This window comes from Ruegeria sp. CDSA246 (assembly GCF_059611225.1).
In genome coordinates this window covers 41,304-64,644 of the sequence record NZ_JBXWPD010000008.1, presented here as the reverse complement: position 1 = coordinate 64,644, position 23,341 = coordinate 41,304, and the positions used below count along the sequence as shown (strand labels likewise).

The 23,341-nt window shown below is 58.1% G+C and carries 22 protein-coding genes; 8 read left to right on the top strand and 14 right to left on the bottom strand.

Going from position 1 to position 23,341, the window contains the following annotated elements:
• Positions 1-65: 65 nt before the first annotated feature.
• The 4 genes from betC to AC2FI9_RS11825 form a co-directional block, all read right to left on the bottom strand.
• On the bottom strand, positions 66-1,574 hold the full coding sequence (gene betC / locus AC2FI9_RS11840; protein WP_496767851.1) for a choline-sulfatase: 1,509 nt from the start codon (positions 1,572-1,574) through the stop codon (positions 66-68).
• Entirely contained in the window at positions 1,571-2,143 is a 573-nt protein-coding gene (betI, locus tag AC2FI9_RS11835) for a choline-binding transcriptional repressor BetI (RefSeq protein ID WP_496767849.1), read from the bottom strand. Before betI ends, betC begins: the two co-directional genes overlap by 4 nt.
• A gap of 88 nt (positions 2,144-2,231) precedes the next feature.
• Complete coding sequence (locus AC2FI9_RS11830) at positions 2,232-3,140, bottom strand: DMT family transporter (RefSeq protein ID WP_496767847.1); 909 nt, start codon at positions 3,138-3,140, stop codon at positions 2,232-2,234.
• A gap of 40 nt (positions 3,141-3,180) precedes the next feature.
• The gene (locus AC2FI9_RS11825) at positions 3,181-3,780 is read right to left on the bottom strand and encodes a LysE/ArgO family amino acid transporter (RefSeq protein ID WP_496767845.1); all 600 of its coding nucleotides are present in this window, start codon (positions 3,778-3,780) and stop codon (positions 3,181-3,183) included.
• An 86-nt stretch (positions 3,781-3,866) separates the two neighbouring features.
• On the opposite strand from AC2FI9_RS11825, the gene AC2FI9_RS11820 reads away from it, so the two are divergent.
• A complete protein-coding gene (locus tag AC2FI9_RS11820) occupies positions 3,867-4,763 on the top strand; it encodes a LysR family transcriptional regulator ArgP (protein WP_496767843.1) in 897 nt (298 codons plus the stop codon).
• Here AC2FI9_RS11820 and AC2FI9_RS11815 read toward each other — a convergent pair.
• Both AC2FI9_RS11815 and AC2FI9_RS11810 read right to left on the bottom strand, forming a co-directional pair.
• Positions 4,760-6,031: an MFS transporter gene (locus AC2FI9_RS11815; RefSeq protein WP_496767841.1), complete on the bottom strand. Its 1,272-nt coding sequence runs from the start codon at positions 6,029-6,031 to the stop codon at positions 4,760-4,762. The two genes, AC2FI9_RS11820 and AC2FI9_RS11815, sit on opposite strands and share 4 nt — an antisense overlap.
• Positions 6,032-6,187: 156 nt before the next feature.
• Complete coding sequence (locus AC2FI9_RS11810; protein WP_058275643.1) at positions 6,188-6,928, bottom strand: YebC/PmpR family DNA-binding transcriptional regulator; 741 nt, start codon at positions 6,926-6,928, stop codon at positions 6,188-6,190.
• 110 nt (positions 6,929-7,038) lie between these two features.
• Between AC2FI9_RS11810 and AC2FI9_RS11805 the strand changes: the two genes are divergently transcribed.
• From AC2FI9_RS11805 to AC2FI9_RS11790, 4 genes are all read left to right on the top strand, one after another.
• Positions 7,039-8,811 carry an SLC13 family permease gene (locus AC2FI9_RS11805; RefSeq protein WP_496696013.1) on the top strand — a complete coding sequence of 591 codons (1,773 nt, stop codon included), beginning with the start codon at positions 7,039-7,041 and terminating at the stop codon, positions 8,809-8,811.
• 16 nt (positions 8,812-8,827) lie between these two features.
• Entirely contained in the window at positions 8,828-9,562 is a 735-nt protein-coding gene (locus tag AC2FI9_RS11800; RefSeq protein WP_496767839.1) for a glutamine amidotransferase, read from the top strand.
• Between the two features lie 72 nt (positions 9,563-9,634).
• Positions 9,635-10,492 (top strand): bile acid:sodium symporter family protein, encoded by an 858-nt coding sequence (locus AC2FI9_RS11795; protein ID WP_496767837.1) that lies wholly within the window; start codon positions 9,635-9,637, stop codon positions 10,490-10,492.
• Between the two features lie 11 nt (positions 10,493-10,503).
• A complete protein-coding gene (locus tag AC2FI9_RS11790; RefSeq protein ID WP_496767835.1) occupies positions 10,504-12,165 on the top strand; it encodes an FAD-binding dehydrogenase in 1,662 nt (553 codons plus the stop codon).
• A 14-nt stretch (positions 12,166-12,179) separates the two neighbouring features.
• Here AC2FI9_RS11790 and AC2FI9_RS11785 read toward each other — a convergent pair whose 3' ends face one another.
• The 3 genes from AC2FI9_RS11785 to AC2FI9_RS11775 form a co-directional block, all read right to left on the bottom strand.
• The gene (locus tag AC2FI9_RS11785) at positions 12,180-12,920 is read right to left on the bottom strand and encodes a YbaY family lipoprotein (protein WP_496767833.1); all 741 of its coding nucleotides are present in this window, start codon (positions 12,918-12,920) and stop codon (positions 12,180-12,182) included.
• A gap of 98 nt (positions 12,921-13,018) precedes the next feature.
• Positions 13,019-14,797 (bottom strand): SLC13 family permease, encoded by a 1,779-nt coding sequence (locus tag AC2FI9_RS11780; RefSeq protein WP_496767831.1) that lies wholly within the window; start codon positions 14,795-14,797, stop codon positions 13,019-13,021.
• A gap of 90 nt (positions 14,798-14,887) precedes the next feature.
• The gene (locus AC2FI9_RS11775; protein ID WP_496767829.1) at positions 14,888-15,703 is read right to left on the bottom strand and encodes a TIGR00282 family metallophosphoesterase; all 816 of its coding nucleotides are present in this window, start codon (positions 15,701-15,703) and stop codon (positions 14,888-14,890) included.
• 89 nt (positions 15,704-15,792) lie between these two features.
• On the opposite strand from AC2FI9_RS11775, the gene AC2FI9_RS11770 reads away from it, so the two are divergent.
• Positions 15,793-16,026, top strand: a complete 234-nt coding sequence (locus tag AC2FI9_RS11770) for a putative hemolysin (protein WP_058275635.1) — start codon at positions 15,793-15,795, stop codon at positions 16,024-16,026.
• Between the two features lie 5 nt (positions 16,027-16,031).
• On the opposite strand, the gene AC2FI9_RS11765 is transcribed toward AC2FI9_RS11770, so the two are convergent.
• Positions 16,032-16,595, bottom strand: coding sequence for a 5-formyltetrahydrofolate cyclo-ligase (locus AC2FI9_RS11765; protein ID WP_496767827.1), 564 nt, complete (start codon positions 16,593-16,595; stop codon positions 16,032-16,034).
• Positions 16,592-17,986: a magnesium transporter gene (gene mgtE / locus AC2FI9_RS11760; RefSeq protein ID WP_496767825.1), complete on the bottom strand. Its 1,395-nt coding sequence runs from the start codon at positions 17,984-17,986 to the stop codon at positions 16,592-16,594. Before mgtE ends, AC2FI9_RS11765 begins: the two co-directional genes overlap by 4 nt.
• A 140-nt stretch (positions 17,987-18,126) precedes the next feature.
• Between mgtE and guaD the strand changes: the two genes are divergently transcribed.
• Positions 18,127-19,416: a guanine deaminase gene (gene guaD / locus AC2FI9_RS11755; RefSeq protein WP_496767822.1), complete on the top strand. Its 1,290-nt coding sequence runs from the start codon at positions 18,127-18,129 to the stop codon at positions 19,414-19,416.
• On the opposite strand, the gene AC2FI9_RS11750 is transcribed toward guaD, so the two are convergent.
• From AC2FI9_RS11750 to AC2FI9_RS11740, 3 genes are all read right to left on the bottom strand, one after another.
• Positions 19,413-20,747: an 8-oxoguanine deaminase gene (locus AC2FI9_RS11750; RefSeq protein ID WP_496767820.1), complete on the bottom strand. Its 1,335-nt coding sequence runs from the start codon at positions 20,745-20,747 to the stop codon at positions 19,413-19,415. The genes guaD and AC2FI9_RS11750 overlap by 4 nt on opposite strands.
• Before the next feature lie 114 nt (positions 20,748-20,861).
• The gene (gene hisN / locus AC2FI9_RS11745) at positions 20,862-21,653 is read right to left on the bottom strand and encodes a histidinol-phosphatase (RefSeq protein WP_496767818.1); all 792 of its coding nucleotides are present in this window, start codon (positions 21,651-21,653) and stop codon (positions 20,862-20,864) included.
• A 44-nt stretch (positions 21,654-21,697) separates the two neighbouring features.
• On the bottom strand, positions 21,698-22,069 hold the full coding sequence (locus AC2FI9_RS11740) for a helix-turn-helix domain-containing protein (RefSeq protein WP_109313179.1): 372 nt from the start codon (positions 22,067-22,069) through the stop codon (positions 21,698-21,700).
• Positions 22,070-22,379: 310 nt separating this feature from the next.
• On the opposite strand from AC2FI9_RS11740, the gene AC2FI9_RS11735 reads away from it, so the two are divergent.
• Positions 22,380-23,336 carry an NADPH:quinone oxidoreductase family protein gene (locus AC2FI9_RS11735; RefSeq protein ID WP_496724243.1) on the top strand — a complete coding sequence of 319 codons (957 nt, stop codon included), beginning with the start codon at positions 22,380-22,382 and terminating at the stop codon, positions 23,334-23,336.
• Positions 23,337-23,341 lie beyond the last annotated feature (5 nt).

Here is a 23,341-nt window from a genome sequence, read left to right as displayed (position 1 = left end):
CTCCATATCCCGCCGAACCAAATTTCTGATCGTCCGGCAGGCGTATTTTCGAAAAGGTGAAGAGGTTACTCGCCGCGCGGGAAGCGGGCGTTTTCCTCTACGACATTCAGATCCATGTGATTGCGCATGTAGCGCTCAGATGCCTTCTGCAGTGGCTGGTAGTCCCACGGGTAATACCCACCCTGCCGCAACGCCTCATAGACAACCCAGCGGCGCGCCTGATTGGCACGGACGTCGGCATCGAACTGGTCCAGATCCCAGCGTGCCTCAGATTTCGCGCGCAAAGTTTCCAGCGTGCCTGCGTGTTCTGGGTGTTCCGCGAGGTTTTCCAATTCATGCGGATCATTTTCCAGATCGTACAGTTGATCGGGGTCCAGAGCGCAGCGATTGTATTTCCACTTACCATAGCGCAGCGAAACCAGCGGCGCATACGAGGCTTCGGCCGCATATTCCATCTTCACCGGGGCAGTTCGTTCGGTGCCATTGGCAAGAGGCACAAGGTCTTCGCCATCGGTCCACGGCGCGATCTCGGCCATATCTACGCCCGCCAGTGCGCCAAGGGTTGGCGTGACGTCGATTGTCGAAACCGGCGTGTCGATACGGCCTGCCGGCATATCCGGCGCGGCAATCATCAACGGCACGCGTGCCGATCCCTCGTAAAAGTTCATTTTGAACCACAGGCCCCGCTCACCCAGCATGTCGCCGTGATCCGAGACAAACATGATGATCGCCTCTTGCCGGGTTGTTTCCAGCACCTCGAGGATTTCACCGATCTTGTCGTCCAGATATGAGATATTGGAAAAGTACGCGCGGCGCGACTTGCGGATGTCTTCTTCTGTGATGTCGAAACTGCGCCAATCATTGGCGTCAAATATGCGCTTAGAGTGCGGGTCCTGATTGTCATAGCCAATGTCCGCAATCTCGGGCTGCAGGTGTTCGCAATCTTCGTAGAGGTCCCAGTATTTGCGACGCGCCACATAGGGATCATGGGGGTGCGTAAAGCTGACGGTGACGCACCATGGGCGGTCATCCTTGCCACGCGCAAGATCATAGAGCTTGGCCTTGGCATTATAGGCGACCTCGTCGTCATACTCCATCTGGTTGGAAATCTCGGCCACGCCTGCGCCGGTCACCGAACCCATATTGTGGTACCACCAGTCGATCCGCTCGCCGGGTTTGCGGTAGTCGGGGGTCCAGCCAAAATCGGCGGGATAGATATCGGTTGTCAGGCGGTCCTCAAACCCGTGCATCTGATCTGGGCCGACAAAGTGCATCTTGCCGGAAAGGCAGGTGTAGTAGCCCGCGCGGCGCAGATGGTGTGCATAGGTCGGGATGTCGCTGCGGAATTCTGCGGCGTTGTCATAAACACCCGTGCGCGAAGGCAGCTGACCGGACATGAAGCTGGCCCGCCCCGGCGCACACAGAGGCGACGCGGTATAGGCGTTGGCAAACCGGGTCGAGCGTTCGGCCAGTTTCTTCAGGTTCGGAGCGTGAAGCCAGTCAGCGGGACCATCCGGAAAAAGGGTCCCGTTAAGCTGATCCACCATCAGGATCAGAATGTTCGGTTTTGTCATTTTTCAGCCTCGAGCAGAGTATTGAGGACACGCATCGCGTGATTGACCGCCAGCTGCGGTTCTTCCGGCGCGCTGAGTGCGGCGCGGATATATAGCCCATCGATAAGCGCGATCATGTTTTCGGCCGCCTCGGCCGGATCACCCAGTAATGGGCGCAGGGCGTGGGTCAGGTTCGACCGGATACGCGCCTGATAGATTTGCCACAGGCGCAAGGCGTCATCATTGGTTTGGGCCAACACGTAAAATGTCATCCACGCAGCGATGACATCCGGTGTGAAACATGATTGTGCAAAACAGGCCCGGATAATGGCCTGCGCGCGTTCCTGCGGGACAGCATTCTTCAGCTCCTGCCTAGCCTCGTCGGCAAAGTCCGACAGGATGCGGCGCATGGCAGCCAGAAAGATCTGATCTTTGCCACCGAAATAATGATGCGCCAGCGCGCTGGACATACCTGCGCGTTTGGCGATCTGGCTGACAGTCACATCAAGGGATTTCTTCGACCCGAGTTCGGCAATTGTTGCCTTGACGATCGCGTCACGGCGGATTGGCTCCATTCCGAGTTTCGGCATCGCTATCCCCTCACTAAGTATAGTGAGAAAACGCTAAGGGCTTTTTATTGACTCGTCAATCAATAACGTTTCACGCGACCACCAATGGTCAGAGTTTGGGTGCGATGCTGGGGGTCGTCAAGCTGCTGCGGTTCAAAACCGCTTCGCGCCAGGCAATGAAACTGACCGCTAGCAGAATCACCGTTCCACCCGCGACTACCCAGATGTCGATGCTTTCATTGAAAACCAGCGCGCCCAACAAGGTGGCCCAGATCAACTGCAGGAACGTAACCGGCTGTGTGACCGCTACCGGGGCCGCCTTAAGTGCGATCGTCATGAAATAGTGGCCCGCCGTGGCAAAACTGGCCACCAGAAACAGCACGCCGAGGTCGCGCAAGCTGGGCGTGGTCCAAACCGCAATTGCAAAAGGGATCAAAGCTATGGTCACCCAGATCGACATATGCGCCACAACAACTGACGGCGGCAGATCACGCACAAGCACTTTGGCGATCAGATAGGATCCGCCCAAGGTCAGGGCCGTGCCCAGCATGGTGATATGACCCAGTGAAATCTCACGAAAACCCGGCCTTAGGATGATCAGAACGCCAACCAGTGCCACACCAATCGCGGCGATCCGACGGATGGCCAGCTTCTCGCCCAGAAACAACGCGGCCCCCAGCGTGACATAGACCGGCGTCATGTAGTTCATCGCCGTGACCTCAGCCAGCGGGATCTGGGTCATCGAGAAGAACCACAGCATCACTGCAAATGCGTGGACGACACCGCGCGTCCCCAGCAATATGATGTGGCTGCGTGTAAGGTGGGTTTTCAACACCAGGCGCAACGCAGGCAACAGAAAGATCAAGCCGAAGGCAAAGCGCAGGAACGCAGCTTGCGTAGGGTCCATCGTGGAGCCCAGCGACTTCACTAATGCCGTCATGACCACAAACGACAGGCCTGCCGAAAACATCCAGAGCATGCCAGCCATGGGGCGGTATTGGGCGGTTAAAGTTGACATGTTAACGGTTGAACACCGAATACTTGGCAGAGGCAACCCGTCACATCAATACGAGCTTTGCAGCAATTGCCAGCATGACCACGCCGATTATTAAATCCAGCACCTGCCACGCCCGTGGTCTTGTAAAAATCGGGGACAGCATCCCTGCCCCATAGCCCAGCGAAAAGAAGAACACAAAGCTGGACGTCATTGCCCCAAGCGCAAATGCCAGCCGGTCATCATACTGCGCCGAGATCGACCCAATCAGCACAACTGTATCCAGATAGACATGCGGGTTCAGCCATGTGAACGCAAGAACGGTCAGCAGAACAGATTTCAGGCTGACCCGCTTACCCTCGCCGATCTCCATCACCACTCCGCCGCGCCATGCTGAACTCAGGCTGCGCAAACCGTACCATATCAGAAAGATCGCCCCGCCATACCGCATGACGGTCTCGAACCAGGGCAACGCGTGCGCCAATGTTCCGAAACCCGCAACGCCGGCGGCTATGAGAATGGCATCAGACACCGCGCAAGTCAGGCACAGTGGGAATACATGCTCGCGCCGCAATCCCTGACGCAAAACAAAGGCGTTTTGCGCGCCAATGGCGAGGATCAGGCTGAAACCAAGCACAAAGCCTGCAATCAAAGATGTGGACATGAAACCTCCGATAGTCTGAGGCGTTGACTACTTGCTTACCGAACATCTATCAAATTAAAGAAACTGACCTGAATTAAGTCTGTCTAATGCTACTGGATCCAAACCACCTGACTGCGCTGTCTGCCATCCTGCGTCATGGCAGTTTTGACGCGGCCGCTTCGGAACTTGCAGTTACGCCTTCTGCGGTTTCACAACGGATCAAGGCACTGGAAGACCTTGTCGGCGCAACCCTGATCAATCGCGGAACGCCCTGCACGGGCACTCCGATGGGTTTGCGTATCGCTCAACACGCCGAGGATATCGGGTTACTTGAGACACATCTGGCCCGCGAACTGACACTTGATCAAACCAACGGCCCTGCACGCGTGCGCGTCGCAGTGCCAGCCGACGTTCTGGCGACGTGGTTCATCAATGTCATGTCTCAGGTTGACGGCCTGCTGTTCGATCTGGTCGTTGACGATCAGGATCATTCGGCGGAATGGTTGAGGCGCGGAGAGGTCAGCGCCGCCATAACGGTCGGAGGTGATACAGTCCCAGGCAGCGACGCCGTCGCCCTTGGCGCCCTGCGGTACATCCCCACGGCCAGCCCCGATTTCATGCGCAAATGGTTCGCGGACGGTGTAAATGTCGAGACGTTGTCCCGCGCCACCTGTTTGACATTCAACCGCAAGGATGGGCTGCAAAAAGCCTGGATTACCCGGCAGACAGGTCAACGGCTATCACCCCCTTCGCATTTCCTGCCCTCCTCTCAGGGATTTGTAGAAGCGGCCATTGCGGGGATTGGTTGGGGAATGAATCCGGAAAGTCTTGCGCGCCCAGCGCTGGAAGATGGCCGGTTATGCCCTTTGGTACCGGGCGCGCGGCTTGACGTAGGGCTGACCTGGCAGGTGGGTCGTGTGCTATCCACGGCGTTGGCCCCGCTGACTGACGCAGTCAAACGCGCCGCCAATGGTGCCCTGCTTCCTGCTGACACGGCAGACTAGGACTGAACCGCTTTTTTCTCGCTGGGTACAACCACACGGTAACAGGCGATCGCCGCGAAAACGCTTGTGGCGACGATGAAGGCGATTGCCCAGGCGACCTCGTGCAAATGCGCAACGCCTGCCAACGCGGCCGAGAGCAATACGCCAGAGATCCGGCAAATGCTCTTGATCGCTGCGGCACCTTTGACCCTCTGATCTTTTGGGGCAACGTCCAGGAAGTACAGCTTGCGGGCACTGCTGATCCCTGTCACCGCAACAGTGACAACGAACAAGGCAATGGCGTGTAAGTGAACGTCATGGTCCATGCCCAGAAAGTGCACGGACAAAAGCGCACCGCCCGTCAGTGCCACCATCAGGTTCCCGGTGACCATCACGGCGCGATGCGATTTCATGTTCACCAATTGCCACAGTGGGGCAGATACAAGATACCCCGACGCCGACGACACGATCATCGCCGTCAGCCCCTTGGCCGAGGCGTGGTGCGCTTCGGCAGCGATCAACGCAAAGAACGGTACCGACAGGGATACCACGACAAGCGGCATGCGCATGACCATATAACGGCGGAACCAGCGCTGATCAAACATTGCGGCGATATCGGTGAAGTTATCGAGGAACTTTCGCTTCTTGTCCCCTTGCGTGTCCTTTTTGTCGGTGGGACCAGCGGTTTCGGACATCATAAGAATTGACAAGCCAGACAACACAAAGAATGCCACAGACACGGCAATCACCGCGGAATGGCGCGAAAAAGGTGAGTTTTCTTTGGTGATCTCGTGAACCAGCAACGCCAATCCGATTGCGCCCAATCCACCCACCCCCAGCTGCAGATAATGCATGATCATCCGCGATTTGGAGCGCACCTGATCGCCCAGCAGATCGGTATACATCAGCGACTGAATTTCTTCGATCAAACCGATCATAAAAAACGCAGCGACAAACGCCACTCCGATGACCGGTACCACACCTGTTGAGGCCACCAACAAAGCCAAAATCAGGCAGGCACCGATTGCGACCTCAGTCATCGCGATTGCACGTTTCTTGCGGTCACGCGCTGCGATGGGATACGCGAGGAAAACATCCGAGATCATGCTGCCAACCATCCGCACCGACACCAGCGCGCCGGCTATGTACATCGGAAGCTCAAGCGACACGGCCAGAAATGGCAAGACCACGGATGGGCTGCCTAGGGTCCACGCCACCTGAGACAGAATGCTTTGCCCAGCCAGGACCGGAACGTTTCTTTTCGATGTGTCCAGTGACTTGTCAGTCATATGCGCGCTTGGGTTCCTCGGCTCGCAAAAGGGCGCGCCACTTGGGTTTGATCAATCCATGGTACTCAGTTCCACGCAACCGGCCAAGAACCCCCTGTGTCAAAAATGAAAACCCGGCCAAAGACCGGGTTTTTCGTGCTTTTCTTGCAATGCGGATCAGAGCTGAGCCATGACTTCGTCCGTGGCTTCGAAATTCGTCGTCACGCGTTGAACGTCATCGTCGTCCTCCAGCGCATCGACCAGCTTCATCAGCTTTTGCATGTCTTCCAGACCCAACTCGGTTGTCGTCGTAGGCTTCCAGATCAGCTTGGTGGAATCGGTTTCCCCCAGCGCAGCTTCAAGGGCGCTCGACACTTCGTTCAGGTCGGTATCGGCACACCAGATGATATGCCCTTCTTCCGAGCTTTCGACATCTTCAGCGCCGGCTTCGATTGCGGCTTCGAACACGGTGTCCGCGTCGCCGACGGAACCCGGATAAACCACTTCGCCCTTGCGTTCGAACATGAAGCCAACTGAACCGGTTTCGCCCAGGTTGCCGCCGTTCTTGGAAAAGGTCGAACGCACGGTCGACGCTGTGCGATTGCGGTTGTCGGTCATCGTCTCGACGATCACCGCCACACCGTTCGGGCCATAGCCCTCATACCGGATCTCTTCGTATTCATCGCCTTCGCCCGCCGTCGATTTCTTGATCGCGCGGTCGATGACATCTTTTGGAACCGACTGTGACTTGGCTTCTTTCACGGCCAAACGCAGCCGTGGGTTTTTTTCAGGATCGGGGTCGCCCATCTTGGCAGCGACGGTGATCTCTTTCGACAGTTTGGAAAACAGTTTGGACCGCGCGGCGTCCTGACGCCCCTTGCGGTGCTGGATGTTGGCCCATTTGGAATGGCCTGCCATGTTGCGTCCTCGTCATCGTGATTGCGTATTCGGCGCTCATATAGACGTTTGCGGGGCCAAGGATCAAGAGAGCGGCTTGCGACAGTCGCCGCGAAGGGTATGGTGGCCGCATGACGACAGACCAGATTATTCTTTTTTCCCTTTTCGCCACTGTGTTTGGAATGCTGCTTTGGGGGAAGTTTCGATACGACCTTGTGGCCTTCACCGCGCTATTGATCGGAGTTACGCTGGGTGTTGTGCCGGTCGATGACGCCTTTGCCGGGTTCGGACACCCCGCCACGATCATCGTCGCTTTGGTATTGGTTGTCTCGGCCGGGTTGGTGCGCTCCGGCGCTGTTTTTCTGATCACCCGCACACTGGTCGATGCCTCGCGCGGGCTTGGCGCGCACATCGCACTGATGGGCGGGATTGGCGCTGTTCTGTCAGCCTTTATGAACAACGTGGCTGCGCTGGCACTGCTGATGCCGGTCGATATCCAAACCGCGCGCAAGGCGGGGCGACCGGTCGGCCTGACCCTGATGCCGCTGAGTTTTGCCACTATTCTGGGCGGCATGGCCACGTTGATTGGAACGCCCCCTAACATCATCATCGCATCGATCCGGGCTGAGACCTTGGGTGAACCGTTCCGAATGTTCGATTTCGCCCCCGTTGGTGGATTGGCCGCGATTGCCGGGCTAGCATTTGTCGCGCTGGTCGGATGGCGGTTGATTCCCAATCGCGGAACACAGGAAGAGGCCTCGGAAACCCTTGCCGAATACATCGCGGAACTGACGGTCCCGCCAGAGTCGCCGCAAATCGGAAAACGTGTCAGCGAACTTTATGAGGCCGCCGAGAAATCCGACGTGGCCATCATCGGCCTTATTCGAGATGGAAAACGGCGCTATGGCCGGTCGGCCCATGCTACAATCAAACCGGGCGACGCTTTGGTGCTGGAGGCCCGCCCCGAGGCGCTAGACGAATTTCGCACCGCGCTGAACCTCGATTTCTCGGATACCCGCCGTCAGGAATTGCTGACCGCCGAAGGGGACGGTCTTGAGGTGATTGAGGTTGTTGTGCCGTTGAACGCACGCGTCACCGGTCGCACCGCGCAGGGCCTAGGATTGGCTTGGCGTCAAAGCACCGTTTTGATGGGGATTTCACGTCAGGGCCGCCGCATAACCGAACAGGTCCGCAAAACTCAGATTGAAGCGGGCGATATTCTGTTGCTGCTGTGCCCACGTGACCGCAGTGCCGATGTGACCGAATGGCTGGGTTGTTTGCCACTTGCTGAACGCGGTCTGAACGTCACCGCCAACGAAAAAGCGTGGCTTGCCATTGGCTTGTTTGGTGCAGCTGTTCTGGCGGCCAGTGTCGGGCTGATCTACCTGCCCATCGCTTTGGGGTTGGTCGTTGTCGCCTATGTTCTGACCAAGATCATGCCGATTGCCGATATCTACAATCATATCGAGTGGCCCGTTGTCGTTCTGCTGGGTTCAATGATCCCGCTAGGCAGCGCATTGGAGACTTCCGGCGGTACAGAACTGATTGCGAATGCTTTGATTCAATTGACCGACGGGCTGCCGGCCTGGGCCATTCTGACCGTGTTGATGGTGGTCACAATGACCCTGTCAGACGTGCTGAACAATACGGCTACCGCCATTGTTGCGGCTCCGGTCGGCATCCAGATGGCCCGCACGCTTGAGGTTTCACCCGACCCGTTCCTGATGACGGTTGCCGTTGCTGCGTCAGCCGCGTTCCTGACGCCGATCGGGCATAAGAACAATACGCTGGTGCTGGGGCCCGGAGGGTATCAGTTTGGTGATTATTGGCGCATGGGGTTGCCGCTGGAAATCCTGATCATCGCCGTTTCCATTCCCGCCATCCTTGTATTCTGGCCACTGTGACGGATAAAGGCCTTTCATGAAACGATTTCTGATCCTGCAACTGCGCCCGGAAACCGATGCTTCGGATGCCGAATATACCTCGATCCTGGACAAAACGGGGCTGACTCCCGATCAGACCCATCGCATCCGATTGGATTGTGAGGCTTTGCCCGACGATTTGAATGTCACTGACTATGCTGGGGTGATTGTTGGTGGTGGACCGGGATGCGTCAGTGACGACCCCGCAACCAAATCCGAAGCCGACGCGCGCATTGAAGGCGCCATTATGGGATTGATGCCGCAGATCATCGCACAGGATCATCCCTTCATGGGCTGTTGTTATGGGCTGGGCATTCTGGCCGCTCATCTTGGCGGTGACGTCAGCAAAGACAAGTACGGCGAACCTGTCGGGCCTTCGACCTGCCACCTGACTGCAGACGGAGCACAAGACCCGCTGACGGCAGGGCTGACCGGAACATTTGACGCCTTCGTGGGTCATAAAGAGGCCGTGCAGGCGCTGCCGGAAGGGTGCGTCCACCTGCTGGCCTCGGACCCCTGCCCATTCCAGATGATCCGCTGGGGGCAGAATGTTTATGCCACGCAGTTCCACCCCGAGGCGGACGCGCGCGATTTTGAGCAGCGCATCAATATCTACAAGAACCACGGCTATTTTCCGCCCGAAGACGCCCAGCGCCTGATCGACATTTGTCACGCAGCGGATGTTACACAACCGGCCGAAATCCTCCGCAGGTTCGCCGAACGCTATGGGTGACCCAACGGCGTTATTGCCTGATCCACGACCGCTCGCTTAGGGTGGCCCGAACGGCTTTGGGAGGAGTTGTTCTTGGATCTTCTAATAAATGTCGGCCTGCCGCTGTCGCTGGCCATTATCATGCTGTCTCTGGGCGTTGGGCTCGAAGTCGCTGATTTCCGCCGCGTGCTCAGCCGGCGCTATCCTTTCGCCATCGGTGCGTTGTGCCAGGTTGTACTGCTGCCGGTCGCGGCTTTTGTCACGGTCACACTTTTTGCGTTGCCACCCGAGATCGCGGTCGGCTTCATGATCCTCAGTTTTTGCCCTGGCGGTGTGACCAGCAACATCCTGTCGAAACTGGCAAAGGGTGATGTCGCCCTTTCGGTCAGTTTGACGGCCGTCATCAGCCTGCTTTCGATGGTAACCGTGCCATTTCTTGCTGCGTGGTCAGTGAACTATTTCATGGGTGATGCCGCACCCGAGGTTTCCATCACGGGATTGGCCATTGCGATGTTCCTGATCACTACGTTGCCCGTGGCGCTTGGCGTCATACTGCGCGGCTTTGCAACTGACTTTGCAAAGCTGCTTGAGCCTGTGCTGTCCAAGATTGCAACTGTCCTCTTCATGCTGATCGTTCTGGCGGCGCTGGCTGGTAACTGGCAGCTTTTTGTCGATAACCTGGGAGTTATGGGCGCGGGTTTGATCTCATTGAACATCGCATTGTTGCTGATCGGTTTGGGGCTGGCGCGCGCAGCAAACCTGACGTGGGACGAAAGCAAGACGGTCTCCATCGAAACCGGAATACAAAACTCGACACTTGGGATTACACTGGCTGCATTGATCACGGCGACGGAAAGCGGGTTCAGCCCGTTGGCTCTGCCGTCGGCTGTGTACGGAATAACGATGTATGTTGTGGCCTTGCCCTTCATCCTTTGGTTCCGCAGCCGCTGAAAGGATAACACATGACGAATAACTCTGCCGATGCAATCGTCGTGGGCGCTGGGCTGGCCGGGTTGGCCGCCGCGGCCGAACTGGGCGACCGGGGCAAAAAGGTGATCGTGGTCGATCAGGAACCCGCGCATTTCCTGGGCGGTCAGGCATTCTGGAGCCTTGGCGGGCTCTTTATGGTCGACACGCCGGAACAGCGGCGCATGGGCATCAAGGACAGCTACGACCTTGCCTTGCGAGACTGGATGGGCAGCGCGCAGTTCGACCGCGACGAAGACGCATGGCCCCGCAAATGGGCCGAGGCCTATGTCGAATTCGCCGCCGGCGAGATGCGCCCTTGGCTGCATGACATGGGCCTGCGCTGGTTTCCGATTGTCGGCTGGGCCGAACGCGGTGGATCATATGCGGATGGTCACGGCAATTCTGTGCCCCGCTTTCATATCACCTGGGGCACCGGCCCCGGTGTTCTGGAACATTTCAAACGCCGCGTGTGTGACCATGTCAGCAACGGGTTGATCGAGCTTAAATTCCGCCATCAAGTCAGCCACATCATCATGCAGAACGGCTCTGCCAAAGGCGTCTCGGGCGAGGTTCTGGCAGACGACACCGCACCCCACGGCGCCAAGACCAACCGCGATGAAGTGGGCGAGTTCGAATTTTACGCCCCAGCCGTCATCGTCACGTCCGGCGGCATCGGAGGCAACTTTGAAATGGTGCGCAAAAGCTGGCCGCGCGACCGTCTGGGCGAGCCGCCAAAAGACATGGTCGCTGGCGTGCCATTCCACGTCGATGGACGCATGATCGGTATCAGCGAAAAGGCTGGCGGTCATGTCATCAACGGCGACCGGATGTGGCATTATACCGAGGGCGTTCGTAACTGGAATCCGATCTGGCCATCGCACGGCATTCGCATTCTGCCCGGCCCAAGCTCGATGTGGTTCGACGCCGAAGGCAACCGGTTGAAGCCGCCATGCCTGCCGGGTTTTGATACGTTAGGAACGTTAAAGGAAATCCTGAAGACCGGCCATGAATACAGCTGGTTCGTTCTGACCCAGAAGGTGATCAAAAAGGAATTCGCCCTATCCGGGTCTGAACAGAACCCCGACATGACGGACGGTGGTTGGAAAGAAGTTCTGTTCCAACGCATTCTGACAGGCTCCAAGGCCACTGCTCCGGTCGAGGCGTTCAAGGAGCACGGCGAAGACTTCATCGTCGCCAATACCTTGACCGAGCTTGTTAACGGGATGAACCATCTGGGCGGAGGCCTGATCGACGAGGCGCACCTGCGCGCCCAGATCGAGGCGCGCGATTCCCAGATCGACAACCCGTTCACCAAGGATGCGCAGATGGCCGCTATTCTGGCCGCGCGCAACTACCGTGGTGACAAACTGATCCGAACCGCCAAGCCGCACAAGTTCCTTGATCCGGCCAATGGCCCGCTGATCGCGGTGAAACTGCACGTGCTGACGCGCAAGACGCTGGGTGGGCTTCAGACCAATCTGGACAGTCAGATGGTGGGCGCAGACGGTCAGGTCGTTCCTGGCCTGTTCGCAGCCGGAGAGGTCGCGGGTTTCGGCGGCGGTGGCTATCACGGCTACAACGCGCTCGAAGGTTCATTCCTGGGCGGCTGCATTTTCTCCGGCCGCAATGCAGGGCGCTCAAGGGCCGTCGCGTGACAGCCCCTCAAACCCTACTGTTCCCGGGCAAACTGCACGACGGATTGCCCGGCGTTGTCCAGCAACACCAGCGTATCACCTTTGAAGGCATATGCTGTCACCTCCTGAAGGGCTTTGAAGAACTGCCGCTCAACTTCATCCAGTGGCGGCGGGCAGGCCATCAGGGTGGCGGCCATGTTGTCGGGGAATTCAATATTGTTGCCTGCAATCTCGGCTTGGCCGGAAAACCGGTTGCATCCACCGCTGCCAGAAAACGCGCCATCATTGGCGAATGAAAGCGCGGGGCGCCTTTCGGTCTCAAATGCTGCGCCATTCAGGCCGGTTGCGGTCCAATTGGTGTTTTCCAGGACGGCTGCTCCGGGCGGTTGTACTTTGACCAGCATCAGATCGGTCGTGTTGCCGGCCCCATTCGTCAGAACGGGGTAGGCAGTATCGGTTGTGAACAACAGCTTGTCGCCCTGAAAGATCGAACCACGCACCACGTAGCGCATCCCCTCTTGAATAAGGGCGTCGTCATAGCTCAGCTCGAATTGTGCTGGCACTCCGGTCAGCGCATAGCGCTTTGCCGACAGGGTCACCGACGGTGCGTCCGCGCGCGAGACGTCCTGCAATTGCACGTAAAGCGTCGCATCCGGTGGTACGGCGATACGCTCGCGATATGCTGCAGTGCCTTCGATCGTTCCGCCGATGGCCGCGCTGCTCAGCATGGCTGATGTGGCCGCAACCGTAAGCGCAGTATATCCGGTGTTGAGCATTGGCGTGCTCCTTTTCGCAAAATCACTTATTCAAAACATTGTATGAGGTTTTGATTTTACAAGGACTTCGCCGGAAAACCAGCGGTTCCGTGCCGAACTCAAAGCGGCCAGATCAGAGGGATCAACAGCGAAGCCAGCAAACCCACAGTCAGATTCAGCGGCACGCCAACTTTCAGAAAATCTGTGAACCTGTACCCACCGGGGCCGTAAACCATCATGTTGGTCTGATATCCGATCGGCGTCGCAAATGAAGCCGAGGCCGCCACCATGACTGCCACGACCAGCGGGCGCGGATCAACGCCCACTGCCTGCGCCAAACCAATGGCAATCGGCGTCACCACAACTGCCACGGCGTTATTCGACACCAGCTCTGTAAGCACAGAGGTCAGCAAATAGACCGCCCAGATGATCAGGAATGGTGGCAGGGCACCAAGACCCGGCGCCACGGCTTCGACAATTAAGGAAACTGCACCGGATTTATCCAAGGCCGCGCCTATGGCCAGCATTGAGAAGATGAGGGCCAGCAATCTTCCTTCGACAAAGGAAAACGCCTCATCCGCGTCGATGCAGCGCGTAATCAAAACTACCGCAACAGCCAGGATCGACAGCAGCAGGATGGGCGCAACGCCCAGCGCGGCCAGCACAACGATCCCGGTCAGCGCCCCGATGGCAATCGGCGCGTGGCTGCGGCGGAATGCGCGGGCCGAAGGTTGGGTCACATCGACCATATCCATATCAGCAGCCAGTTTCCGGATATCTGCAGGTGATCCCTCCAGTAGCAGCGTGTCACCGACCCGCACGACCAGATCATCCAATTGCCGCCCAATATTCTGGTTTCTTCGATGCACCGCCAGCACATAGACGCCATAACGGCGGCGTAAACGCATCGCGCCCAACGTCCGCCCGACCATGCGGCAACCCGGAGTGATCAGCACTTCGACCGTTTTGGTTTCGACCGCCGAGACCTGGTCGACACGCTTGAGTTCCTTGTTGGTTTGCAGGCTCAGCAACTCTGTCATCTCAGTCCGAAGAACGACACGGTCGCCAACTTTCAAAGCGACGCCCTTGAGGTTGCGCCGCAACGACTCGTCGCCGCGCACGACGTCGATCAGGCGCACGCCCGGGCGTTTGAATAGCTGCACGCCTGTCACCTCACGCCCGATCAGGTTGCTGTCGGGGGGAATGACAGCCTCGGTAAAGAACTTCATCTTCGACCGGTCGCTGAGCATGGATGCCATGCTGTCGCGATCCGGCAAAAGGCGCGGCGCGACAAAGCGAAGGTAGAACATGCCGTAAATCACCAGTGCAATACCCAGTGGGGTCACCTCGAAAATCGAAAACGGGGTCATCCCCTGCGCCCGCGCGACACCATCAACCAACAGGTTGGTCGAGGTCCCGATCAGGGTCAGCGTACCACCCAGAATGGCCGCATAACTAAGCGGGATCAGCAGTTTCGAGGCCGACACGTTCAGCGTCCGCGCGATCTGAACGAATACCGGGATCATCACGACCACCACGGGCGTGTTTGAAACCACCGCCGAGGCAAAGACAACAAAGGCCATCAACGTCGCGATTGCGACTTTGGGACTTACCTGTGCCTGTTTTTGCGCTGTCGATGTGAATGCGTCCAGTGCTCCGGTACGCACCAATGCTCCCATGATGATGAACATCGCGGCAATCGTCCAAGGGGCCGGATTTGACAGAACGGCAAGTGCGCTTTGATAGGGCAGAATGCCCGTCACCAGCATCACGGCCACGCCACCGATTGCGACCACTTCAGTCGGATAGGATTCGCGCAGGAACATGATGAACATGCCTGCAACGACCAACAGCGCCAGTATCGCGCTTCCCATTTCTGTCAGCTGAAGGAATTGCATTCTTGGTATTCTGTCCGAACCCTGGCCTGGCTTACGCGCCCGTCAGGCAGTTTCACGCATTGCGCGCGACAGAGCAAGCCTGACGTGCCCTTACTGTGGGCCAGCTTGCTGTAGCCGCCCACCAACGCGCACCATTTGAACAGATTTCGCCTGACCGTCACGGTCGTCGGTTTCAACGAACACTCCGCTCAGCGTGGCCTCACCATTAGCCGGAGTGAACCGGGCCTTGGGCATACCGGTGATGAACCGGCGCATCGGTTCCAGCTTATCCATGCCGATGACCGAGTCATAATCGCCGCACATGCCCGCATCCGTCAGATAGGCCGTGCCACCCGGCAGGATTTGCGCGTCCGCGGTTGGCACATGTGTATGCGTGCCCACAACAAGGCTGGCGCGTTTGTCGCAATAGTGACCCATGGCCATCTTTTCGGAAGTCGCTTCACAATGCATATCGACGATGATCGCCTGCGCTTGCCCGCCACGCGGGTGCGACTTCAGGATTGGTTCAACAGCAGAGAACGGATCATCAAAGGGGCGTTTCATGAAGACTTGCCCCAACACCTGAACAACCAGAACCTTGCGCCCGCCCGGCGCGGTGTACAACCGGTGGCCCCTGCCCGGCGCGCCCTTGGCAAAGTTCACCGGGCGCACGATACGGGGTTCACTTTCGATGAATTGCAACATGTCTTTCTGGTCGAACGCGTGATCGCCCAGTGTCAGGCAATCGGCCCCGGAATCCAGCAGCAGCTTGGCGTGATCCCCGGTCAGACCCATCCCGTTTGATGCGTTCTCGCCATTGACCACGACAAAATCCAACCGCCATTCGTCGCGCAGACGCGGCAAATGTTGCTGAATGGCCGCGCGTCCGGCGCGGCCCATCACGTCACCCAGAAAAAGTATCCTCATTCGAACTGTCCTAAGTGTGGTATCTCTCAAGCACAAGTGGTTAAGCTGGCAGAATAAACCGCCAAAGAACATAATGCAGGAGATTTCCCATGCGCCTTGCCCTTCTGACCGCCGCCAGTTTGACCGCGCTTTCAGCTTGCGACCAGCCTGCTTCAAACGACTCGTCCACCCAGCTGGCGAACCCGGCAGCAACCTTTTGCGTTGAAAGCGGCAATCGTTACGAAATCCGAGATGGCGAAGGCGGCCAGATCGGCATCTGCATCCTGCCCGACGGCACCGAAGTGGACGCGTGGGAGTACTTTCGCGAAAACAGCCCGACCTGAGGCGGTCAGGCCGAGAACGTCAGTACTCGGCTTTCAGTGATGACCATATCCAACGTCTGATCCGTGGGTTCCAACGGCAGCCCCTCGGCCTCTTGTGCGTCAAAGGCAAAGCCGATGGCCAGTGTGGGGCGCTTGGCGCGCAATCCCTCTAGCGTGCGGTCATAAAAGCCACCGCCATATCCCAGTCTTCCGCCTTGCGCGTCAAAAGCAACCAGCGGCACAACCAGAATCTCGGGGTCAAAATAATCGTCAATCTCGGGAACCTTGGCGCCGAACGGGCCGTCTTTCAACACGCCCTCGGGCGTCCAGCGCGAAAACCGCAACGCCTGTCCGGCGGCCTGAATGACTGGCACACCGACCGGACCATAAGCCGCGGCCTCGGCCATAGCAGGCAAAGGATCAATTTCGGTGCGGATCGGCATGTACCCCGACATCGGGACGCCGCGATGCCCCGCAAGCACTTCGGACAAACGTCCGGCTGCACCCGGCAAACGCGCATCGAATGCAACCTTCCGGCGCGCAAATGCCGCCTTACGGGCGATGGCCTTGATTTCAGTCAGATCGGTCACAGAAGCACCACGCTGGCAAGCCCAAGAAAGATGAAGAACCCCATGACATCCGTTGTGGTGGTCACGAAGGTCCCTGACGCCAGCGCCGGGTCAATGCCCAGACGATCCAGCACAACCGGTACTACCGTACCTGCGAAGCCTGCGATCGCCATATTCACGACCAAGGCCGAGCCGATCACGACACCCAGCAAGGGTGAATCGAACCACATCATGCCTACAGTCCCCAAAACGGTCGCGAAGCACAGACCATTGAGCACTCCCACAAGCAATTCTCGCCGGATAACGCGCGCCACGTTCGATCCGGTCAGGTCGCGCGTTGCAAGCGCCCGCACCGCAACCGTCAGTGACTGCGTCCCGGCATTCCCTCCCATCGAGGCAACGATCGGCATCAGGATTGCCAGTGCCACCAACTGATTGATCGCCGCTTCGAACTGCGAGATGACCAGTGACGCGCATATTGCGGTACACAGGTTGACGGCCAGCCACGGCAAGCGCCGCCTACTGGTTGCGGCGACACTGTCGGACAGCGAGCTTTCGTCGCTGACACCCGCAAGGCGTAACATGTCCTCTTCGTATTCTTCGTCCAGAACAACCATGGCGTCATCAATGGTAATCACGCCGACCAAACGCCCATCGGCATCAACCACCGGGGCGGAAATCAGGTGGTACTGGTTAAAGGCGTAGGCCACATCTTCTTCGTCCTGATCGACGGGGATGGTGTGAAATTCCTCTTCGGCGATGTCGTGCAACGGCACCTCGCGTCGGGTTGCCATCAGCTTGCCCAGCGTGACCTGTGCAACTGGTTTGAGCCGCGGATCAACCAGAACAACGTGGTAGAACTGTTCCGGCAAGTCATCATTGGCGCGCATGAAATCGATGGTCTGCCCCACGGTCCAATGCTCGGGCGACATGACCACCTCGCGCTGCATGAGGCGACCGGCCGAGTTTTCTGGATAAGACAGCGCCTGTTCCGCGGCGATCCGTTCGGAATCTTCCAATGCGCCCAGGATGGCTTCTTGCTGCGGCTCTTCAAGGTCTTCCAGCAGGTCGACAACGTCATCGCTTTCCATGTCCCGCACGGCGTCGGCCAGAACGTCGGGGCGCAGGACACTGATAACCTCTTCGCGGACGGACTCATCCAGTTCAGATAAGATATCGCCATCGAATTCCTTATCGTAAAGACGGATCAAACGGCCACGGTCATAGGGATTAATCTGTTCAAGGAGGTCGGCAATGTCCGCAGGGTGCAGCGGCTCCATCAGCTCGATCAGCCTGTCGCGATCTTCCACATCAACCGCATACAGGATCGCGGCAACCATCCGGCGATCCAGCGCATAGGCGTCATCGTCGCTTGCGGAGTCGATTACGGGTTCATCATAGCCTGTCGTCATGTCTGCCCCCGTTTGGTTCGCGCATTGACCCCTAATTAGAAGAAGCAGCTACCGGAAAACAATGACAATGCGCCGATTTACCGACAAGTTTCGCCCCACTATGCTGTTTCGCAGTCCCATACAGGCGGAGATGAACGGAAATGGCGCAAAAAACGCTGCTGAAAGGGCGTGTCCTGAGCTTCAACGGATCACCATTCGAAGGTGAACCGACAGAGGCTGTGACAATCAGCGAAGCGGTCTTGATCGAAGACGACCGCATATCTGCCGTCGGCGATGCCGACAGCTTGATATCCGCGAACCCCGATGCCGAAGTTGTAAACCACGGTCAGCACGTGATCATGGCTGGCTTTGTGGATGCGCATGTCCATTACCCACAGACCGCCATGATCGCCAGTTGGGGAAAGCGCCTGATCGACTGGCTGAACACATATACTTTCCCCGAGGAAATGAAGTTCGGGAATCCCGACTATGCAGCCGAGATCGCCAACCGTTATTTGGATCTGACGGCCTCGCATGGCACCACAACAATGTGCAGTTTCTGCACCATCCACCCCGAAAGCGTCGACGCATTCTTCACAGCCGCGCAGCAACGCCGGCAGCGTGTGGTGGCAGGCAAAACCTGCATGGATCGCAACGCGCCCGAAGGGCTGCGGGATACCCCGCAGACGGCCTATGATCAATCGCAGGCGCTGCTTGAGAAATGGCACGGTGTCGACCGGATATCCTACGCCATCACACCACGGTTCTCGCCCACATCCACGCCCGAGCAGCTTGAGGCGATGGGCGCACTGTGGGCCGAACACCCGCATTGCCTGATGCAAACACACCTGAGCGAGCAGACAGACGAAATTTCATGGGTTCGTGAGCTTTTCCCTGATGCGCGAGACTATCTGGATACCTATGAAAAGTTCGGGCTGCTGGGCTCGCATGGCGTTTACGGCCACGTTATCCACCTGGAATCGCGCGAACGTGACCGGCTGCGCGAGGTTGACGCCTCGCTGATCCATTGCCCGACCTCGAACACCTTTATCGGATCCGGCTTGTTCGACATGGACGGGCTGATGGGCGAAGGGCACCGGGTTGGTCTGGCAACAGATACTGGTGGCGGGTCGAGCTTTTCAATGCTGCACACGATGGCCTCGGCCTATGAAATCGGGCAGCTGCGCGGGTCGCCGCTGCACGCGGCACAACTGCTGTGGCTGGGCACGGTTGGCTCGGCCCGTACGCTGCGGATGGATGATTGCATTGGCAATGTCGCACCGGGGATGGAGGCTGATCTGGTCGTTCTTGACCTCGCCTCAACCCCCGCAATTGCCCAGCGTGAAGCCTGCGCCGATGATCTGTGGGAGGCGATCTTTCCTACGATCATGATGGGCGACGACCGGGCGATTGCTGAGGTTTGGATCGCCGGTCGCCGCGTGTCTTCCTAGGCCTGCAAAGCGCGGGCCAATTGGGTCTGCCGTTCGATCACGCGCGGCAGGTCCAACGTCGTGACATGCCCGTCGCGCACGATCTGGCGGCCTTCAACAAACAGGTGTTTCACCTTCATCGGTCCGGCCAAAAGCAATGCAGCCGGGTCCCAGCTGCCTGCACTTTCGATACCGCGCGTGTCCCATATGGCAATGTCGGCGCGCTTACCGGGCTCAAGCCGACCGCAATCGGGGCGGTTCAGCACATCTGCACCGCCACGCGTGGCAATCTCCAACGCTTCGCGTGACGACATTGCATCAGCGCCATTGGCAACGCGCTGCAGCAGCATGGCCTGTCGGGCCTCGAGGATCAGACTGCCGTTATCGTTGCTGGCCGAACCGTCGGCGCCCAGACCCACCGGAACTCCGTGATCACGCATGGTTCGAACCGGTGCGATACCGGACCCCAAGCGGCAGTTTGAGCACGGGCAATGCGCCACGCCCGTTTGGGTTCTGGCGAAAAGATCAATCTCGGCCCCGTCCAGTTTCACGCAATGCGCGTGCCAGACGTCTGATCCGGTCCAACCCAGATCTTCGGCATATTGACCAGGGCGGCACCCGAACTGCGCCTGCGAATACGCTATATCTTCATCATTTTCCGCCAGATGAGTGTGAAGCATCACACCTTTGTCGCGCGCAAGGATTGCTGTGTCGCGCATCAGGTCCCTGCTGACGGAAAACGGGGAGCAAGGTGCCAACCCTACCCGGCACATCGCCCCATCGGATGGATCATGAAACGCGTCAACCACGCGGATCATGTCGTCGAGGATATCGGATTCCACCTCGACCAATTCATCTGGCGGCAACCCGCCGTCGCTTTCCCCGATGCTCATTGCGCCGCGGGTCGGATGGAATCGCAGACCAATTTCGGCGGCGGCAGCGATCGTATCGTCCAGGCGCGCGCCGTTGGGGTAAAGGTAAAGGTGGTCAGAGCTGAGCGTACAGCCCGACAGAGCCAATTCAGCCAGACCAATCTGAGCCGACACAAACATCTCTTCAGGGCCGAAACGGGACCAGATCGGATAGAGTGTCTGCAACCATCCGAACAGCAATGCATCCTGCCCGCCCGGCACAGCCCGCGTCAGGGTTTGGTACAGATGGTGATGGGTATTCACCAGCCCGGGCGTCACAACACAACCCGCAGCATCGTGGATCTCACCGTCGGTTTGCAAGTTGTGGCCGATCTGCGCGATCTGCCCCTCCACGATCAGAATGTCTGCGCCCGACAACTCATGCCGCGCGTCATCCATCGTCAGAATGGTATCTGCATTTTTGATAAGGATTTCGGTCAATTCGCCCTCCTGCAACAGCCCGTCTCATGCAAGAAGTGCAAAGGCTGGCGGAAAACGGGCATAAGAACCAGCCGCGTAGAACCTACCCGACCGGCCAATTTGCAGCAACAAGTTTCAATAGTTGCGCAGGATTTCAAGTGCGACCGCGTGCAGTTCGGGATTCGCCGCCGCCAGAGCCCGCCCGCCATTATGGGCCGGACCGCCCCGCCAGTCAGTCACAACCCCACCAGCAGCCTCTATCACTGCAATGGGGGCCTGAATATCATAGGCGTTCAGGCTGGATTCGATCACCAGATCAACCTGACCCGCCGCCACCAGCGCATAGGCATAACAATCCATGCCATAACGGGTCAGCTTTGCTTGCCGGGCCACCGCTTCGAACCCTGCGCGGTCCTCAGGTGTGCCAACCTCTGGGAAGGTCGTAAAAACAACCGCCTGATCCAAGGCCGATGTCGAGCGTGTCTTCAACGATGCCGTTCCGGATGGGCCGGTGACCTGCGCGATATCCGCCGAACCCACAAACCGTTCGCCGATATAGGGCTGGTCGATCACCCCCATGATCGGGCCGTCAGCTGTGCTGAGCGCAATCAGAACCCCCCAGGTCGGAGTACCGCTGATGAACCCGCGGGTACCGTCGATGGGGTCCAGAACCCAGGTCCGGCCGCTTGAGCCTTCTTCGCGACCAAACTCTTCGCCAAAAATGCCATCTTCGGGCCGATGACGCGCCACAACCGCGCGCATCGCCGTTTCGGCGTTGCGGTCAGCAATGGTTACGGGGTCAAACCCATCTTCCAGTTTGTTCGTGGTGTCCAGATTGGTTTGCCGAAAATACGGAAGAATGGCCGCACGCGCCGCGTCGGCCATTTCTTCGGCAACTTCCAGATCGCTTAGAGAGGTCTCTTGCATGCGTAACCCGTGAGGTGCGCACGGTTTGGAGTCAACCCGCTAATTTATGCTACGTCGCTGAGAACCCGAGCAAGCTCGAACAGGCGGCGGCGCTGGTTTTCGGGAATCGCGTAATAGGACCGCACGAGGTCCAGCGCTTCCTTGTCCCCCATCAGATCGGCAGGAACCGACTTTTTGCCAGAGGTTTCCTTTTCGGCCTCTTCCAGACCTTCAAAGAAAAAGCTGACGGGAACGTCCAATGCTTCGGCAATGTCCCACAGGCGAGACGCGCTGATCCGGTTGGCCCCAGTTTCATACTTTTGAATTTGTTGAAACTTAATACCAACTTGTTCCGCCAGCTGCTGCTGGGTCATGCCAATCAGCCAGCGGCGATGCCGGACGCGCTTGCCCACATGGACATCGACGTGATGGGTCATTGGTATTCTCCTCTTTTACACACAACTACCTGGGGCGCGCGTTGCTTTTTATCGCAACACTAGCGAGTCGCACTTAACCACTCCCTAATTTGGAACATACCCCCAAAACAGCACCATAGCGCAATATTGCCGCATTTGGGTAATTTTTCAAGAAGGTTGAATCTGTTTCGGGTCACAAAGATTTAGGGTTGTGTGTTTTTAATGCTGGGATAGTCCCCACGTGCACCTGAAAGGAACCGAATTGGCCGGGGAATAGATTGACAAACCCTGGCTGAAAAGAATCTATGCCCCAAAATTACGGAGCGCGATCATGCAGGCATTCACGATACAATCCCAGGGAAGCGCCGCCCAATTGGCTGATATTGACCTTCCCGAACCCGGCACCGGGCAAGTACGCATCGCGATCAAGGCCTGCGGATTGAATTTTGCCGACTTGCTGATGCAGAAGGGTACGTATCAGGACACGCCCGAGGCTCCGTTCACGCTGGGTATGGAAGTTGCGGGTGTTGTCGACAAGCTGGGTAACGGTGTTACGCGCTTGAATGTCGGGGACCGTGTGGCCGTTTATTCCGGTCAGGGCGGACTGGCGGAATATGGCGTTTTTGATGCGAGTCGCGCGATTCCCCTGCCCGATGCAATCAGCTTTGAAAGTGCCGCGGCCATTCAGATCGCTTACGGCACCAGCCACATCGCCCTTGATCATCGGGCGCATCTCCGGCCGGGCGAGACCCTTTTGGTGACCGGTGCCGCAGGTGGGGTTGGACTTACCGCCGTCGAAATCGGCAAGCTGATGGGCGCGACGGTAATTGCCCATGCGCGTGGGCAGGAAAAACTGGATGTGGCCCGCGCGGCTGGTGCGGATCACCTGATCGACGCCTCGGAAGACCTACGCGCACGCGTCAAGGATCTGGGCGGCGCGGATGTCGTCTATGACGCTGTCGGAGGGGATGTCTTCAAAGCCGCGTTCCGGGCAACCAACCCCGAAGGCCGTCTGTTGCCCATCGGGTTTGCGGGCGGCGACGTTCCCCAAATTCCGGCCAACCATCTGTTGGTAAAAAACCTGACTGTGATTGGGTTTTACATCGGCGGCTATCTGAGATTCCGACCGCAGATTGTACAGGACAGCTTTGACACGCTGTTCGGCTGGCTCGCCGAAGGGCGGATCAAGCCGCATATCAGCCACGTTCTTCCACTGGCCGAGGCCGACAAAGGCATGCAACTGCTGCGCGACCGCGTGGCCACCGGCAAAGTAGTTATTACCCCCTGACGGGC